Consider the following 18,075-nt stretch of genomic DNA (forward strand, 5'->3'; position numbering starts at 1 on the left):
TAGAAGCACAGAAAGGGGATAACCTGTGAAAACAAAGACACTGTTGTTATTCAGTGCCATTTTAACCCTATCGATATTGGCGCCAAATGAAACCTTCGCGCAAACAGCAGACAGCTTGGTTGAGCCGAAAACCATAAATGCAGCAACTGCACAATTCTCGACGAAGAAGCTAAGGAAGGTAGATCAGATGATAGAACGGGATATTGCAGCAGGATTTCCAGGCGCCGTTCTTGTCGTCGTGAAGGATGGACGCATCATAAAAAAAGAAGCATACGGCTACAGTAAAAAGTACGAAGGATCAGAGCTGCTGCGCCATCCGGCAAAAATGAAAACCCGCACGATGTTTGACTTAGCCTCAAATACAAAAATGTACGCCACAAATTTTGCATTGCAGCGCTTAGTCAGCCAAGGAAAACTTGACGTCTATGAAAAAGTTTCTGCATATTTGCCTGGTTTCAAGGATCAGCCTGGAGACCCCATAAAAGGAAAAAACAAGATACGTGTCATTGATGTTCTTCAGCACGAATCAGGGCTTCCATCAAGCTTTTACTTTTACACGCCGGAAAAAGCCGGCAAATACTATTCCCAGGAACGTGACAAAACGATTGAATATTTGACGAAAATTCCGCTCGATTATCAAACCGGGACAAAACACGTATACAGTGACATTGGGTATATGCTCCTCGGCTGTATTGTCGAAAAACTCACCGGAAAACAGCTTGATGGCTACGCGGAGCAAGAGCTCTACAAGCCGTTGAAGCTGAAGCACACCTTGTACAATCCGCTGCAAAAAGGCTTTAAACCAAAGCAGTTCGCAGCTACTGAACGCATGGGCAATACACGTGACGGCGTTATTCAATTCCCTAACATACGCACAAACACGCTGCAAGGAGAAGTGCATGATGAAAAAGCGTTTTACTCAATGGATGGCGTGTCTGGCCATGCCGGATTGTTCTCAAATGCAGATGATATGGCCATTCTGCTGCAAGTCATGTTAAACAAAGGATCATACCGAAACATTTCTTTATTTGATCAGAAAACAGCTGACTTGTTTACAGCACCTTCAGCAACAGATCCAACATTCGCTCTTGGCTGGCGACGGAACGGAAGCAAAAGCATGGAATGGATGTTTGGCCCTTACGCCAGCGCAAATGCTTACGGGCATACAGGCTGGACGGGGACAGTTACAATCATTGATCCGGCATACAATTTAGGCATCGCATTGTTAACAAATAAAAAGCATACCCCAGTTGTTGATCCAGAAGAAAATCCCAACGTCTTTGAGGGTGATCAATTTCCAACAGGCAGTTATGGAAGCGTTATAACCGCGATTTATGAAGCAATGGAATGAATGATTAGACGATAGGAGGAAGTTTCTATGAAACCTGTCTTTCCGCTTATCCTTTCAGCCGTTCTTTTTCTTTCATGTTTTCTCGTGGCTAACCAGAAAGAAGCCACTGCATCTAAAAGTTCAATCGATGCCAATCAGATTGTCAATCGTATGTCATTAGATGAAAAACTCGGTCAGATGCTGATGCCTGATTTTAGAAATTGGCAAAAGAAAGGCGAGTCCTCACCGCAAGCCCTTACGGAAATGAATGAGGAAGTCGCCAGCCTCGTCAAGAAATATCAATTCGGAGGCGTCATTCTTTTTGCAGAAAATGTAAAAACAACAAAGCAAACGGTCCAGCTGACAGACGCTTACCAAAAGGCAAGTCCCAAAATCCCGCTCATGCTTAGTATTGATCAGGAAGGCGGCATTGTAACGAGGCTAGGGGAGGGCACTAATTTCCCAGGGAATATGGCGCTGGGCGCAGCCAGAAGCAGAATCAATGCGTATCAGACCGGCAGCATCATTGGAAAAGAGCTCTCGGCCTTAGGCATCAATACAGATTTCAGCCCTGTCGTAGACATTAACAATAATCCTGATAATCCTGTAATCGGCGTACGGTCATTCAGCTCCAATCGAGAACTGACATCACGACTCGGTTTATACACGATGAAAGGGTTGCAGCGGCAGGATATCGCCTCTGCCCTCAAACATTTCCCGGGACATGGAGACACGGACGTTGACAGCCATTATGGACTGCCGCTCGTTTCCCATGATCAAGAACGGCTTCGAGAGGTCGAGCTCTATCCTTTTCAAAAAGCAATTGATGCCGGTGCTGATATGGTGATGACAGCCCATGTTCAATTCCCTGCCTTTGACGACACCACATACAAAAGCAAACTCGATGGATCGGACATTTTGGTTCCAGCTACACTTTCGAAAAAAGTGATGACAGGCCTTCTTCGTCAGGAAATGGGCTTTAATGGGGTCATCGTTACCGATGCGCTCAATATGAAGGCAATCGCAGATCATTTCGGACAGGAAGAGGCTGTGGTCATGGCCGTAAAAGCTGGTGTCGATATGGCATTAATGCCAGCCTCAGTTACTTCATTGAAAGAAGAACAGAAATTCTCACGTGTTATTCAAGCTTTGAAAGAAGCCGTGAAAAACGGAGACATTCCTGAACATCAAATCAACAAATCAGTTGAAAGAATCATTTCCCTGAAAATAAAACGCGGCATGTATCCAGCACGGAACGACGACAGTACAAAAGAAAAAATAGCCAAAGCCCAAAAAATCGTAGGAAGCAAGCAGCACCTGAAAGCAGAGAAAAAAATAGCTGAAAAAGCAGTAACTGTATTAAAAAATGAACAGCACACTTTGCCGTTCAAGCCCAAAAAAGGCAGCCGAATCTTAATTGTGGCACCTTACGAAGAACAAACTGCTTCAATCGAACAAACCATTCGCGATCTCGTCAATCGTAAGAAAATCAAACCCGTATCTCTCGACAAAATGAATTTTGCCAACCAAGTATTTAAGGCCGAGCATGAAAAACAAGTAAAAGAGGCTGATTATATCATTACCGGTTCCTATGTCGTCAAAAATGACCCTGTCGTCAACGACGGTGTCATCGACGACACCATATCTGATTCAAGCAAATGGGCTACCGTGTTTCCGAGAGCTGTCATGAAAGCCGCACTGCAGCACAATAAACCTTTTGTCTTAATGAGTCTGCGCAATCCCTATGATGCCGCCAATTTTGAAGAAGCAAAGGCACTGATTGCTGTCTATGGCTTTAAAGGATACACAAATGGCCGTTATCTTCAACCTAATATTCCGGCCGGAGTGATGGCTATATTCGGCCAGACAAAACCTAAAGGCACACTTCCAGTTGACATTCCGTCAGTCACGAAACCAGGGAACACCCTTTACCCATTTGGCTACGGTTTAAATATCAAAACGGGAAAACCGCTTTAATGAGGAGGAACATATGAGAAAAACAATATTCGCTTTTCTCACAGGGCTCATGATGTTCGGAACGATAACCGCTGCCTCTGCTTCACCCGATTCAAAGAATCAAACGGCTAAAAAACCTAAAGTCCAGACCGGTATAGACACGCTTTTGCCAGATTATAAAAAACAGCTCAAGGGAAAACGAATCGGACTGATCACCAACCCAACCGGAGTAAATGCATCTCTGAAAAGCAGTGTCGATATACTTTTCGAGAATCCAGAAATCAAACTGACAGCTTTATTCGGCCCTGAACACGGCGTCCGCGGTGACGCCCAGGCTGGAGACGAAGTAGGCTCTTACATTGACGAAAAAACCGGGGTTCCTGTATACAGTCTCTACGGAAAAACGAAGAAACCGACACCAGAGATGCTGAAAAATGTTGATATTCTACTATTTGATATTCAGGATGTCGGGACCCGTTTCTACACGTACATTTATACAATGGCATACGCAATGGAAGCCGCTAAAGAAAACGGCATTCCGTTTATGGTGCTGGACCGCCCGAATCCTCAAGGCGGAAATCATATTGAAGGACCAATCTTAGAACCTGAATACGCCTCATTTGTCGGATTGTATCCCATTCCGTTAAAGCATGGGATGACGATAGGCGAATTGGCTATATTGTTCAACAAAGAGTTTGACATTGATGCCGATCTAACAGTGGTAAAAATGAAACACTGGAAACGAAAAATGGATTTTGACGATACCCGATTGCCTTTTGTCCTCCCTTCGCCTAACATGCCGACAGTGGAAAGCACATTTGTTTATCCTGCAACCGGGCTGATTGAAGGAACAAATATATCTGAAGGGCGAGGGACAACAAAACCATTCGAATTGATCGGAGCTCCCTTTATCAAAAGCACAGAGCTTGAAGAAACATTAAACAGCCTCCATTTGCCGGGCGTGACATTTAGGGCAGCATCCTTTACCCCAACGTTTTCTAAACATCAAGGAACGCTTTGCCACGGTGTGCAGCTCTATGTGACAGACAGAGATAAGTTTGAAGCCGTTAAAACAGGTCTCTCAGTCATTAAAACCATACACGATCTCTATCCTGAGGATTTTGAATTCCTCTCAACAGGTTCATTCGATAAACTGGCAGGCAACGGCTGGATCAGGACAAAAATCGAAAATGGAACTTCTATTGAAGACATCATAGACAGCTATGAAAAAACACTCCAACAATTCAGCAAAACAAGAAAAAAATATCTCATTTATTAAGGCGTAAGCATCGTATGTTACACGTGTAACATATTCTTACTGAACGAAAGACCCTTACTTTCACACACGAGTAAGGGTTTTTTTCGTGCTAAAAACCCACCCGCTTTATATAGGAAAACTTTCATTTATTTGGTACAATCTTTATTGAAAATGATTATCAATTGAAAGTTTCTGAAAAGGTGGTCTACTCTTGCCAAACGCAGTGATTTATCAACCCATACAAATTGAATATCTAAAAAAAACAAGTGATCTCTTCTCAGAACAGCAATTAGCCGATTCATTCGTTCTGATCTTTCATTTAAAAGGAAACGGCCATATTTCGATCGGAACAAACACCAATCCTCTGCAAAAAAAGACACTTTATGTTTGCCCGCCTAACGAGACCTTTGGCTTTACACCAGCAGCCAATGGACATATAGATGCCTGTCTGATCAGGCTTCAAAGCTATATCAAGGAAAACGGCCAAGATATGTTCACACCATGCGCAGAATCAGAATTAGCCAAACTGAAGCTTGTGAATGTTTCGCATATCGAAAACCTTGCAGTCCGGCTTCAAGAGCTTGCAACACTATGGAATGAATCGTCTCAGCTTTCTCAGCTTAAATGCGTGATTGAAGTACAAAGCCTGATTTATGACCTCTTTACTGCCAGTTTATCTGAGCAAACGGATACACATTCAGCAATCGAAAAAACAAAACACTATATCGAAACCCATGCCCATTCAAAAATCACCCTTGCCAAGCTGTCACAAATCGCAGGAATCAGCGCCAAACACTACAGCGAAAGCTTTAAAAAATGGACTGGACAGAGCGTAACAGAATTTATTACGAACACAAGAATCACCAAAGCGAAACAGCTCATGGCAAAATCAAACTGCAAATTGAAAGAAATCGCTCACCAATCCGGTTATCAAGATGAATTTTATTTCAGCAGAATCTTTAAAAAATATACAGGGTGTTCACCTACAAGCTATATGAAAAAACGACGAAAAAAGATCGCCGCTTATGGAAGGGGGACAATGGGCCATCTCATTCCTCTTCATCACATACCCTTTGCCGCTGCTCTGCATCCGAAATGGACGTCTTACTACTATCAGCATTATTCGACAGATATACCCGTCCAGCTCAGTGCATACCGCTTTAATGAAAAGTGGGAAGAAAACCTGTACACATTATCGCAGGCAGAACCAGATGTGATTGTCAGCATGGATTCTATTTCTCCGGAAGAACAATATCACCTGAATCGCATCGCAGAAGTCATGTACCTTCCTTCAGAAGAAAGCTGGAGAACCCACTTTCTGCAAACGGCCTCATTTTTAAAGGAAGAATCCGAAGCAGAAAAGTGGCTCGCGGCTTATGACCGGCAGACAACAGCCGCCAAAAAAACACTTCAGCACGTTCAAGGGCTGCGTTTTCTCTTTTTGAGGCTGCATAAGCAAAACTTCTATCTGGCACATAACCGAAGCGTCCGCGAAGTTTTCTTTGGAGATTTAGGATTCAGCTCGGCAAAAACAGCTGACACACCTTCAGAGCAAGCGATTCCGTTAGAAAATATCGCAAATTACCAAGCTGACTGCATGATGCTTTTTCTTTTTAAAGAACCAGAGACCATAGCCTATTATCAGCAATTACAGCTGACAGAAGCATGGCAGAACCTAAGCGCCGTAAAGAATAACCGTGTTTATCTTCTATCCCTTGACCCATGGAATGAATACTCAGCTTGCGGGCACGAACGCATCGTTCAGCAAACTATTTCTTTACTATCCGGAGATTGTCCATGATAAATCAGAAATTTGTCCATGGTGTTATATCTATTCATTCTCTATAATTCTAATTGATAATAGTTATCAATTGACAGGAGGCCCTATAGATGAAAAAAATATCTCTAACCTTATTAATCTTGCTTCTCGCGCTGACGGCAGCAGCCTGCGGCAGCAAAAACGAATCGACCGACAGCAAGGCAAGCGGCACAGCATCGGAGAAGAAGAAAATTGAATACCTGGATAAAACATATGAAGTAACTGTACCGACAGACAAAATTGCCATTACGGGAAGCGTTGAATCAATGGAAGATGCCAAACTGCTTGATGTTCACCCGCAAGGCGCGATTTCATTCTCAGGCAAATTCCCTGATATGTTCAAAGATATTACTGATAAAGCCCAATCAACCGGAGAAAAAATGGAGCCAAACATTGAAAAGATTTTAGAAATGAAGCCAGACGTCATCCTTGCTTCAACAAAATTCCCAGAAAAAACACTGCAAAAAATAAGCACAGCCGGCACAACGATCCCAGTTTCTCATATCTCTTCAAACTGGAAAGAAAACATGATGCTGCTTGCCCAGCTGACTGGAAAAGAGAAAAAAGCGAAAAAAATCATTGCAGATTATGAACAGGATCTAAAAGAAACAAAAACTAAAATCAATAATAAAGCGAAAGATTCAAAAGCGCTTGTCATCAGAATCAGACAAGGCAACATTTACATTTACCCTGAACAGGTGTATTTCAACTCCACGCTATACGGTGATTTAGGCCTTAAGGCGCCGAGCGAAGTAAAAGCTGCAAAAGCGCAAGAGCTGATTTCATTAGAAAAATTAAGTGAAATGAACCCAGATCATATCTTCGTCCAATTTTCTGATGATGAAAATGCAGACAAACCTGATGCCTTAAAAGATCTGGAGAAAAATCCAATCTGGAAAAGCCTGAAAGCAGTCAAAGAAGATCATGTGTATGTCAACTCAGTGGACCCTCTCGCACAAGGCGGCACAGCTTGGAGCAAAGTCCGTTTCCTGAAAGCGGCTGCTGAAAAATTGACACAAAACTAATTCAGAGTAGGTTTTTGTATGTATTCAAAACAGTGGACACGTATCATATTGATTACTTCTCCATTTGCTATAGCACTGTCGCTTTTGCTTTCAATCCTTTATGGGGCAAAGCATCTTAGCACAGATATTGTTTTTACATCTCTTATTCATTTCGATCCGGGAAACACAGACCATCAAATTATATGGCATTCTCGGATTCCAAGGGCTGCCGGCGCTCTGCTCATAGGGGCAGCCCTTGCTGTTTCTGGAGCGCTTATGCAAGGCATTACGCGCAATTATTTAGCTTCGCCCTCCATTATGGGCGTTTCAGATGGTTCCGCGTTTATCATCACGCTCTGTATGGTTCTGCTCCCGCAATCATCGTCGATTGAAATGATCATTTATTCTTTTATCGGCTCAGCGTTAGGGGCTGTGTTAGTATTCGGCCTTGCCGCCATGATGCCGAACGGATTTACCCCCGTGCAGCTCGCCATCATCGGCACAGTCACAAGCATGCTGCTCAGCAGTTTATCAGCGGCCATGTCGATTTATTTTCAAATTTCTCAGGATCTCAGTTTCTGGTACAGTGCCAGACTTCATCAAATGAGTCCGGATTTCCTGAAGCTTGCCGCTCCGTTTTTCCTGATTGGCATCATAATGGCCATGTCTCTCAGCAAAAAGGTGACTGCCGTATCCTTAGGCGATGACATTTCTAAAAGTCTGGGCCAAAAGAAAAAAACAATAAAAATCATGGCGATGCTTTCCGTCATTATTTTAACCGGCAGTGCCGTAGCGCTGGCCGGAAAAATTGCGTTTGTTGGTTTGGTTGTTCCTCATATCACGAGATTTCTCGTCGGCTCTGATTACAGCAGGCTGATTCCGTGTTCCTGTATTTTGGGCGGAATCTTTTTAACCCTGTGTGATCTCGCAAGCCGATTTATCAACTATCCGTTTGAAACACCGATTGAGGTCGTAACATCCATTATCGGCGTACCTTTCTTCCTTTATTTGATTAAACGAAAAGGAGGGGAGCAAAATGGCTAAAAAATATGCATTGTTCATCGTTTTGATTCTCGTTGTCAGCTATTTCAGCTTAACGAGCGGATCATTTTCTGTTCGTCCGGCTGAGCTGCTCTCCACTCTTTTTCAAATCGATCCGAATCCGCAGTATGAAATTTTGCTGTTCGATCTAAGACTTCCGAGGGTTGTCATGGCTGCTATAATCGGACTCGGTCTTGGCATTGCAGGCGCTGTCATCCAGGCCATCACAAGAAACGGGCTTGCTGACCCGGGAATTCTCGGAATCAACGCAGGGGCAGGAGCCGGTATTGTGGCGTTTATGCTCTGGTTCCAAGGCCAGAAGGAAGTGACATCCATAGCTGCAGCGATGGGGATGCCGCTCTTTGGATTGATAGGCGGGCTCATCGCGGCGCTCCTGATTTACATATTTGCATGGCACAGAGGCAATTTAGATTCAGGAAGAATTATTCTGGTAGGAATCGCGATCAATTCAGGATTCAGCGCCCTTTCTTTGTTTTTATCATTAAAAATGGACCCGCAAGACTATCAAATGGCCATGGTGTGGAAAAACGGAAGCATCTGGTCTGCCAACTGGACGTATATCACAGCCGTTCTTCCGTGGATGCTGCTGTTTATACCGATTCTTATTGCCAAATCCCGCTTGCTCGACACCATTCGTTTTGATGAAGACACAGTCAGAAGCCTTGGCATTTCATCAAATAAAGAAAAAACCATTCTGCTCGTCGCCTGTGTCGCAATCATCAGTGCCTGTGTCTCCGTAGCGGGCAGCATGGCGTTTGTCGGCTTAATTGCTCCCCATATTTCACGGAGGCTGTCCGGCGTCGAACATCGCTATATCCTGCCACTGAGCGGTTTAATCGGGATGCTGCTTGTGATAAGCGCAGACTTTGCAGGAAAACTGTTTTTTCAGCCCGCGGAAGTGCCCGCAGGCATCATTTTGGCGATCCTCGGTGTTCCTTATTTCTTATATTTGCTTTTTAAGCAAAAAAAGGGGGAGAATGCTTGAAAGGATCTCTTTCAGAACACAAAGCCGGCAACAGGAGGTTCACGCTGTACCTCCCTCCTTCCTACAGCGCAGATAGCGGGGAATTCCCTGCTGTTTATGTGCAAGATGGCCATTCTTTGTTTCACGGCCAAATTGAATTATTAGAAAGCATATTTCAACAGCAAAGGCTCCCTCAACTTGTACTAATTGGTATCGAACCTGAAAATCGGCTTGACGAATACACGCCATGGCCGGCTGCATCACTCAGTGATCGATTCCCGGACTTCGGAGGCATGGGGTATGACTATCTGTCTGACATGACAAACCGGTTCATTCCGTTTATCGAAGAAAACTGGAACGTCGCCAGGAAACCGCAAACAAGAGGAATGATCGGTGCCTCATTAGGCGGCCTCATCTCAATGTTCGCCTTATTAAAGTATCCGTCAGTGTTTGGGAAAATAGGTTCTATCTCAGGTTCATACTGGTACGAGAACGCAGCGGAAACCATTCATATTTCTTCTTTAACACCCGGCACTGCGCGTATTTTCATGTCTGTCGGCAGTGAAGAAGGCCGTGGAAAACAATCCATTCAGCGGCATATGCTGAAAAAAACAAAGCAAGTTCACCAAAGTTTAAAAGAAAAAGGCTTCACTGAAGACCAGCTTTGTCTTTCAATTGAAAAAGGGGCGGTGCACCACCGCAAGTATTTTTGCAAACAGTTCATTACCGCGCTTGAATGGCTATATGGAAAAAACCGCTCAATCCTATGAGCGGTTTTTTATGCTTTCTGCAACACTGGTTTTAATTCAAAACGATTCAGCATATAGCCAAACAAAGCAGCCAATATCTGCTGGAACAGCATGCCGATCACAACAGGAACGGCAACCTGAGACGGGAAGAACGTAACGGCAAGAACTGCGCCGGCACTGATATTCCTCATGCCTCCCGTAAATATAAGAGAGACTATTTCCTCTTGGCGCCTTTTCATCATTTTTCCGATCAGCCAAGCAGCGGCATAGCCTGTTAACGCGATAAAGAAGACCGTTACAGCTATTCCTGCAAATCTCAAATCAATGGCTTTGAAATAAGGAGCAATCGCTGAACTGTTAATCGCAATCACTGCCATCAAGCAAAGCTTTGAAAAAGGCGACAGCGCGCTGCTCACAGATGCAGTTCGTTCAGGAGATGACAGCTGATTAAACAGCATGCCCAGAAAAGAAGGAATCACGACCATTACAATCAGGCCTTTCATCATTCCCCACACGTCCATATGAACCTGAGCGCCGACCAGCAATGAAAGGCTCAGCGGTACGATTAGCGGTGACAGCACAGTATCAACTAAAATAATCGAAAGCGTCAAACCGACATTCCCTTTGTACATCGCTGCCCAAATCAAGCTTGTAATCCCAGTAGGAATTACGACAGCCAACGTTAAACCAGTGATCGTTAAAGGGTCGCCTTTAAAGATAAGATGGCCGCTGCCCCAAGCAAAAAGCGGCATAAAAATATGAAGAACAAATAGTGCAAGAATCATAGGGAGAGGATGAGATAATGCATGTCTCAAAGATTGAAAGTTCGCGCTTAAACTGCCTGTAAACGTAATAAAAGCAAAGATCCAAGGCACTGCGCTTTCATATCCATTTAAAAATTGAGACAGCAGCACGCCCAACACCACACTAGTCGGGGTTAAAAGCGGCATCACCCTCCCCAATACACGGTTCAGCTTCTGAAGCATCATATGCAAGTCCCCTATTTTAAATTTCTCTTCTCTCTATTATATCAATGCTGCTTAACCGTATGTTATATAAAAAAGCCCAGATCTCGTTAATCTGGGCTTCCCTATTTTATGCCATCTGTTTCATTAGAGACTTACTCGCTTTATTCAAACCTTTTAACTCGGCTTCAATGCCTTGTTCTTTAAACTTCGCAACAATCTTATCAAGTGCTGCCGCTCCAGAATCATCCCATACATGAGCTTCAGTTAAGTCAATCACGACCCGCTCAATATCCTCTTGATAAATAAACGCATTTGCAAGATCCGTCACTGACGCAAAAAAGATTTGCCCCTTCACTTGATAGGTTCTAAGCTTTTGATCCTCTGCATGAGAAACGATTTTCAGCTTCGAGATTTTTGCCACAAAGAACACGGCACTTAAAAGAACGCCGACAAATACACCCTTAGATAGGTCATCCGTCACAACAACCGTTATCACAGTCACAACCATGACAATCGAGTCCGTGAGCGGCGCTTTTTTGAGTCCTTTCAAAGAAGACCAATCAAATGTGCCGACAGACACCATAACCATTACAGCCACTAACGCAGCCATTGGGATTTTCACCACGACATGACTTAACACCGCAATTAAAAACATCAGAAAAGCACCAGCCACAAATGCTGACAAACGTCCGCGCCCGCCCGCTTTTGTGTTAATGACAGATTGTCCGATCATAGCACAGCCTGCCATGCCGCCAAAGAATCCGGTCACGATATTCGCAATTCCCTGTCCTCGGCTCTCTTTATTTTTATCACTGTCCGTATCCGTCATTTCATCAATAATCTGTGCTGTCAGCAACGATTCAAGCAACCCTACAAACGCTAAAGCAATCGAATAAGGAAAAATAATTTGCAGTGTGTCAAAGGTTAACGGAACATCGGGAATTAAGAAATGCGGCAATGAACTAGAAATATTGCCCATATCACCAACCGTCCGCACATCCACATGGAAAGTGACCGCAATAATTGTCATCACAATGATCGCAACAAGCGGGGACGGAACAGCAGTCGTAAACCTCGGAAGCACATAAATAATAACCAGCGACCCGGCAAGCATCGCATACATACTCCAAGAAGCACCTTCAAACTGAGGAAGCTGCGCAGAGAAGATAAGGATCGCCAGCGCATTTACAAACCCGATCATGACAGAACGCGGGATGAATTTCATTAATCTCGCTATTTTACTGATACCTAAAATCACCTGAATAATGCCTGTCAAAATCGTTGCCGCAAATAAATACTGAAGCCCATGATCAGCAACGAGCGACACCATAACGACTGCCATTGAACCAGTCGCAGCTGAAATCATGCCAGGTCTTCCGCCAAAAATAGAAATAATAATGGCTATACAAAATGACGCATATAGACCGACCATCGGATCCACACCGGCTATAATAGAAAAGCCGATCGCCTCAGGAATTAATGCTAACGCAACTAAAATGCCAGCAAGAATGTCTTTTCGGATATTCCCGAACCATTGCTGTTGTAATGTAAAACTATTATTCAAATATAACGACTCCTTCTTATAAAAAAATAAATCCGCACCATATCTATTGTATTGGGAGCTTTTTTTATTTTACGGGAGAAAAATGAAAGAAAAACGACCGGGGAAAACGGGGAAACGTTGAGTATATTGTATTGAGGCAAGGAGTTGTCATACAAAGTATCATAATAAATTTTCATCAATTACGCAAGATGAATGCTGAAGAAAAAAATGGCTCAAACATAGTCTGAGCCATTTCGCTGGATTATATCATATCCGGATGAGACACAAGAATCGTTTTAATGGCAGTAATATCTTTTCTCTCATTTGGCAACGCACCTATACCCATCAATTCCTGGATGGCAGCCTCGTAGTTCTCAAGCGGAGTTTTCTCCGTAATTAATTCAGAAAGCTGAGGCATGTCCGCAGCACATGATACCGCATCCTCCATAATTTGGCGCGCCTCTCCGGTTCCAACAATCGTCACACCGTTAGAAAGCAGCTGGAAAGGCCTGATTTTCATCTCATACGTATCATCAAATCCCATAGGCACAAGTCTTCCGCCCTTGTTAATTAATGGATATGCCCATTCAAGCTGATTACCGATCGCGTCAAAGATCACGTCAAATGTTCTCCCTTGGTTAATCCGTTTGACCTCATCTACCGTTAAATCTTGAGGCTGATAAACATAGTCAGATATTCGGCGCGCCGCTTCTGAACGGTACTCACCAACCTCCGTCGCAACTGTCAGCCTAGCGAGTTTTTTTACCATGATTTGAACAAGTAGTCCAATCGGCCCTGAACCTAATACCAGTACAGAATCGTCAGGTTTGATAGCAGCCCGCTCAATCACATTTAACACACAAGAAAGCGGCTCAATTAAAGTGGCTCGTTCCCATTCCATAGCGTCCGGGATTTTATACATAAATCGGTCCTCGCCCACATAATAATCGGCAAATGTGCCATGTGCCCCTAATCCCAGCTGCCAGTCTTCAAATGTTTCACAATAACAAGTTAAACCTTTTCTGCAATAATAACACTTCCCGCAAAACTGAGTCGGATCGATCACAACACGATCACCAGGCTTAACGTTTTTAACCTCAGGTCCTGTTTCTGTCACCACGCCCACGGATTCATGACCAAGGATCATACCGTGAGTCGCACGCATCTTCCCTTTTAGAACATTTAGATCCGTTCCGCAGATGCCTGTCCCGTATATTCTTACTTTTACATCGTTCATTTTTTTAATTTGAGGTTCTTCTACTTCTTGCAATTCCAGCCGTTCATTAGGAGTCCAGACCAACGCTTTCATATGTCTCTTCCTTTCTGTCCCAGCGAATTTGATCCAGCAGCTTCTGATGCAGCTCCTTCGTTGACGCGGCGATGCATGACTGCTGGTTATTGTAGCTAAGATCCGTCAGAAGTGTGTCATCCAAGGACTTTCCATACGCGTCAGTAATGACAACACCCGCTTTTTTCGCCAAAAACACACTTGCGGCAATATCATAAGGAAACAGATGCAAAACCTGCCCATTTCCTACAGCCTGAAAATCTTTTAGCAGCGCAGGATCGTCCTTTAATAAACGATTGCCGATATCCACATAGGCATCCATCTGCCCTGTGATAATTCTGGAGATAGAATATGAAGCGCTATTGAAAACAAAAACGCCTCCATTATTCGCTGACTGATCTATCAAATGACCGTACGCATCAATCATCAGATGCGAGGGATGCCCATTAAACTCAAGGCTCCAAAACATATGTTTAATGTCTTCCACCTTGCTCAGATTTGGCAGGGTGCCACGATAGCCTTCATAATAGATCCCCTCAGAATAAACATCCGCGTACATATAGGCTCCTGTTTTCAGCTCTAGCAGAAAAGCAAATTCAATATCCTTAATTTTTGCGGCAGGCTTGTACGCAGCTAATGCGATAGAGATACAAGACATTTCAAGACCTGCAGCTGCCGGACGCGTACCGTCAATCGGATCAACAATCAAAATATATTGAGGATTGTCTCCAAATATCTTCAATCCCCCATCTTCCGTATAAAACGCGACTGACTCCTTTTTGCTTTGCACATAATCCAGCACTGCATTCTCAGCAGCCGCATCAATGTTAAACTGTGCATCTCCGCCTGGGGAATACCCGTTAACTAACCGGTTTTTCAGTGTCCCTTTCTGTCCCTTTACTTCCTCATAAACAAATTTTCCAAGCTCTATAATATATTCTTTCACTTGATATCCTCCAATAGCTTACGAAGTTTGAAACAAAGCACCTCAGCCTCACTAAGCGTAATCGTGAGAGGCGGACGGATTTTAAATACATTTCCGAATCCGTAACGGGAAGTACGTAAAATTAACCCATAATCCATAGCCCGTTTTGCAATATAATTGGTCAGTTCTACATCAGGCTCATTATTCTCTTTTACAATTTCAACGCCGATCATCAAACCTACGCCTCTGACGTCAGCAATAAAGGTAAATTCTTTCTTCATGTGCTCTAAAGAATCCATAATGTAATTCCCGACAATTGTTACATTTTCTAAGAAGCCAGGACGCTGCATGATTTCGATGGTCTTACAAGCCGCTGCCGAGGCCATCACATTTGAACCATAAGTAAATGAGTGATTATGGCCGGCTAATCCCATGTACTTATCCTCTGTAAGTGTAGCGGCAACCTGGAACCCCGTGCCGCCCAAACCTTTTGCGACCGTCATCATATTCGGTTTCACATCAAAGTAATCAGCGGCAAACATCTTGCCTGTACGGCCGAATCCAGTTTGAATTTCATCAAAAATAAGCGCGATATCATGCTCATCACAGAGCTTTCTTAATTGCTTAAAGTATTCCTTAGGCGGAACGATGTTTCCTCCATTACCGGAGATCGGTTCAATAATCATCGCGGCAATTTTTCCGTTGCTCGCATATTCGATAAAGTCATTAATTCTTTCTACACAAAGCATTCCGCATGAATCTGGTTTCTGATTGTAAAAACACCGGTTGCAATAGGGGTCAGGCACCTGCAAGCCAAAAGAAAACTGAGGGGGAAACGGCTCTCTTCGAAACGAATTTCCGGATAACGCAGACATCATATACGTTTGGCCAAGATGGCTTCGGAATAAAGAAATGACATCTGTTTTCCCTGAATAGTTTTGAGCCATTTTGATAGCTCCTTCATTCGCGGCAGAACCGCTGCTGACTTTGGGGTGAACTTTCGTGAGATTGTCGGGGGAGATTTCTACAAGTTTTTCAGCTAGTTTATTAACGGCGTTGGTTTGGTAGGATGAAGTGACATGTATCAGCTGGTCAGCCTGTTCTTTGACTGTATCAATAACTTCTTTATTGGTATAACCCAAATTCAAGTTGAAAGTAGCAGAAGCACAATCAATATACTCATTGCCCTCTGAGTCGTATAAATAAATGCCTTCTCCTCTTTCCATGACAACATCATCCACTTTGTAATACAAACTGTCTGGATTCGTAATTTCTTTAGTCCCCACTATCAACACCCCTATTTAATAAAATATGTAAAACTCGTTAATCATCGTATAAATTCTAGAAATTAATGTCAACTAGATAAATAGTAAAAATTGTTAATTATTTGTTAACGTTTGCATAGGGGGTTCCTATTTAAATAGCTTATGTTATGATAGAAATAAATGGATTTATTGTAAAAAACTAAATATAAACTACATAAACGCTTATTTTGCTGCCAGTCCTATCATAAAAATTGTAGAGAGTATTATTTTTATCAAAGGAGATTAATGAATGAAAACTCGTTTACTGTGGATTGGATGTTTATCTTATGGATCGATCGCCTTTACTCTCGTTATACTTGGAGCCGTCCTGCCGGAATTACTTTCCCATTACGCCCAAAGCTACAGTAATGGCGGTGTATTAGTTTTTTCACAATTTATGGGGTTTTTAATCGGCGTATTAGGGATGCCTTATGCTGTAAAAAGAATGGGACGCAGAAAAGTCGTTGTAATTGGGCTAGCCATGATCAGCTGCGAGTTGTTTATTTATTTCCTTCCTCCATGGCCGCTGCTCTTTCTTCTTGTCAGTATGGCTGGACTTGGAGCAGGGCTGGTAGAATCCTGTGTAGGAACAATCATCCTAACAGCAATTAAAGAAAAACAAGCAATCGCCATGAGTAAGATGGAAGTAGCATACGGTTTAGGGGCACTTTTCATGCCATTGCTGTCTGGTTTTTTAATCAGCAATCATGTATGGGCATTGGCTTTTCTTGTATTAGGGGTAAGTTCATTTCTTTTAATGGTTGTTTGGAGCCGGATGAGTTTTGGCAGTTTAGACGATTTACTCATTCGTCAAACAGACACCTCGGCCGATGGAAAGCACCAAGCACCTACAAGTTTTCGAAAGCATGGCTTACTGTTTATTTGTTTAGCAGCTGCTTACTTCTTTTTTTATGGAGGCAGTGAAGTATCAATTGTTCACTTTATCCCTTCTATCTTTGCTGAGAAATGGGATATTTCAAACTCCTTAGCGACCATTACGGTAACAATATATTGGATAGGTATGATCATCGGCCGTTTACTGACCGGGCCGGTTTCCGAAAAATTAACCTATCATCGTTATCTTAGGCTGATAAATATCGGCGGCCTCATTTCACTCTGTATTTTGGCAATCAGCAAAACAGCTTTTGCTGGGTTTGTTCTTTGTTTCTTCTTAGGATTATTTATGGCCGGCATGTTCGCCATTGCTTTAATTATCACTAATCAATTTTACCCTGGAAAAACCGAACAAACGACAAGCATGCTGCTCGCTGCCAATGGATTAGGCGGCTCTATCCTGCCAATCGCAGTCGGATGGAGTCTAGATGAGTTTCCCGTACAAACTGCATTTTGGTTATTTACAACGCTCATGTTGATCATGCTTGGGATTGTATTGGTATTAAAAATGTTAGAGAACTTAAAAAGCAGAAAGCTCAATAAAATGGATACCGACGAAAACAAACCGGTACAGATATAAAACAAAAAACCCAGCTCGATGAGCTGGGTTTAAGCTTGCTTGGCGTCGTCCTACTCTCACAGGGGGAAACCCCCGACTACCATCGGCGCTGAAGAGCTTAACTTCCGTGTTCGGTATGGGAACGGGTGTGACCTCTTCGCTATCGCCACCAAACAAATTGAGAGTGTTCTCTCAAAACTAGATAACAGGTATGACATCATTCAAAATGTGGTTAAGTCCTCGATCGATTAGTATCTGTCAGCTCCATGTGTCGCCACACTTCCACCTCAGACCTATCAACCTGATCATCTTTCAGGGATCTTACTTCCTTGCGGAATGGGAAATCTCATCTTGAGGGGGGCTTCATGCTTAGATGCTTTCAGCACTTATCCCGTCCGCACATAGCTACCCAGCGATGCCCTTGGCAGAACAACTGGTACACCAGCGGTGCG

Annotated in this window: 14 protein-coding genes and 2 rRNA genes (1 of these 16 only partly in view); 9 read left to right on the forward strand and 7 right to left on the reverse strand. The window is 43.3% G+C overall.

The features are described from left to right. The first annotated feature begins 25 nt into the window (after positions 1 to 25). From amiE to QA442_RS21545, 8 genes are all read left to right on the forward strand, one after another. Complete coding sequence (gene amiE, locus QA442_RS21510; RefSeq protein WP_069839725.1) at positions 26 to 1,351, forward strand: N-acetylmuramoyl-L-alanine amidase; 1,326 nt, start codon at positions 26 to 28, stop codon at positions 1,349 to 1,351. A gap of 27 nt (positions 1,352 to 1,378) precedes the next feature. Next, the gene (nagZ, locus tag QA442_RS21515; protein WP_069839724.1) at positions 1,379 to 3,307 is read left to right on the forward strand and encodes a beta-N-acetylhexosaminidase; all 1,929 of its coding nucleotides are present in this window, start codon (positions 1,379 to 1,381) and stop codon (positions 3,305 to 3,307) included. 13 nt (positions 3,308 to 3,320) lie between these two features. Further along, positions 3,321 to 4,565 carry an exo-beta-N-acetylmuramidase NamZ family protein gene (locus tag QA442_RS21520; RefSeq protein ID WP_095431154.1) on the forward strand — a complete coding sequence of 415 codons (1,245 nt, stop codon included), beginning with the start codon at positions 3,321 to 3,323 and terminating at the stop codon, positions 4,563 to 4,565. A gap of 190 nt (positions 4,566 to 4,755) precedes the next feature. Further along, on the forward strand, positions 4,756 to 6,345 hold the full coding sequence (btr, locus tag QA442_RS21525) for a bacillibactin transport transcriptional regulator Btr (protein WP_095431153.1): 1,590 nt from the start codon (positions 4,756 to 4,758) through the stop codon (positions 6,343 to 6,345). Positions 6,346 to 6,434: 89 nt separating this feature from the next. Then, complete coding sequence (feuA, locus tag QA442_RS21530; protein ID WP_095431152.1) at positions 6,435 to 7,388, forward strand: iron ABC transporter substrate-binding protein FeuA; 954 nt, start codon at positions 6,435 to 6,437, stop codon at positions 7,386 to 7,388. Between the two features lie 18 nt (positions 7,389 to 7,406). After that, positions 7,407 to 8,411 carry a FecCD family ABC transporter permease gene (locus QA442_RS21535; RefSeq protein WP_014662557.1) on the forward strand — a complete coding sequence of 335 codons (1,005 nt, stop codon included), beginning with the start codon at positions 7,407 to 7,409 and terminating at the stop codon, positions 8,409 to 8,411. Next, the gene (gene feuC / locus QA442_RS21540) at positions 8,404 to 9,414 is read left to right on the forward strand and encodes an iron ABC transporter permease FeuC (protein WP_095431151.1); all 1,011 of its coding nucleotides are present in this window, start codon (positions 8,404 to 8,406) and stop codon (positions 9,412 to 9,414) included. Before QA442_RS21535 ends, feuC begins: the two co-directional genes overlap by 8 nt. Further along, positions 9,411 to 10,163, forward strand: coding sequence for an alpha/beta hydrolase (locus QA442_RS21545; protein WP_069839720.1), 753 nt, complete (start codon positions 9,411 to 9,413; stop codon positions 10,161 to 10,163). The genes feuC and QA442_RS21545 overlap by 4 nt, the downstream gene beginning before the upstream one ends. 8 nt (positions 10,164 to 10,171) lie before the next feature. Here QA442_RS21545 and QA442_RS21550 read toward each other — a convergent pair whose 3' ends face one another. From QA442_RS21550 to QA442_RS21570, 5 genes are all read right to left on the reverse strand, one after another. Then, entirely contained in the window at positions 10,172 to 11,092 is a 921-nt protein-coding gene (locus QA442_RS21550; protein WP_279474528.1) for a bile acid:sodium symporter family protein, read from the reverse strand. 145 nt (positions 11,093 to 11,237) lie between these two features. Next, positions 11,238 to 12,674: a SulP family inorganic anion transporter gene (locus QA442_RS21555; protein ID WP_103749861.1), complete on the reverse strand. Its 1,437-nt coding sequence runs from the start codon at positions 12,672 to 12,674 to the stop codon at positions 11,238 to 11,240. Between the two features lie 241 nt (positions 12,675 to 12,915). After that, positions 12,916 to 13,962 carry a zinc-dependent alcohol dehydrogenase gene (locus QA442_RS21560; protein WP_095431149.1) on the reverse strand — a complete coding sequence of 349 codons (1,047 nt, stop codon included), beginning with the start codon at positions 13,960 to 13,962 and terminating at the stop codon, positions 12,916 to 12,918. Beyond that, positions 13,937 to 14,887 (reverse strand): inositol monophosphatase family protein, encoded by a 951-nt coding sequence (locus QA442_RS21565; protein WP_095431148.1) that lies wholly within the window; start codon positions 14,885 to 14,887, stop codon positions 13,937 to 13,939. The genes QA442_RS21560 and QA442_RS21565 overlap by 26 nt, the downstream gene beginning before the upstream one ends. Further along, a complete protein-coding gene (locus tag QA442_RS21570; protein ID WP_040084377.1) occupies positions 14,884 to 16,152 on the reverse strand; it encodes an aspartate aminotransferase family protein in 1,269 nt (422 codons plus the stop codon). Before QA442_RS21570 ends, QA442_RS21565 begins: the two co-directional genes overlap by 4 nt. A 268-nt stretch (positions 16,153 to 16,420) precedes the next feature. On the opposite strand from QA442_RS21570, the gene QA442_RS21575 reads away from it, so the two are divergent. Further along, entirely contained in the window at positions 16,421 to 17,644 is a 1,224-nt protein-coding gene (locus tag QA442_RS21575; RefSeq protein WP_095431147.1) for an MFS transporter, read from the forward strand. Positions 17,645 to 17,681: 37 nt separating this feature from the next. Here QA442_RS21575 and rrf read toward each other — a convergent pair. After that, positions 17,682 to 17,797 (reverse strand): 5S ribosomal RNA (gene rrf, locus QA442_RS21580). 54 nt (positions 17,798 to 17,851) lie between these two features. Further along, positions 17,852 to 18,075, reverse strand: a 23S ribosomal RNA gene (locus tag QA442_RS21585); it runs 2,705 nt beyond the window's last position.

The organism is Bacillus stercoris, assembly GCF_029772985.1.
Classification (GTDB): domain Bacteria; phylum Bacillota; class Bacilli; order Bacillales; family Bacillaceae; genus Bacillus; species Bacillus stercoris.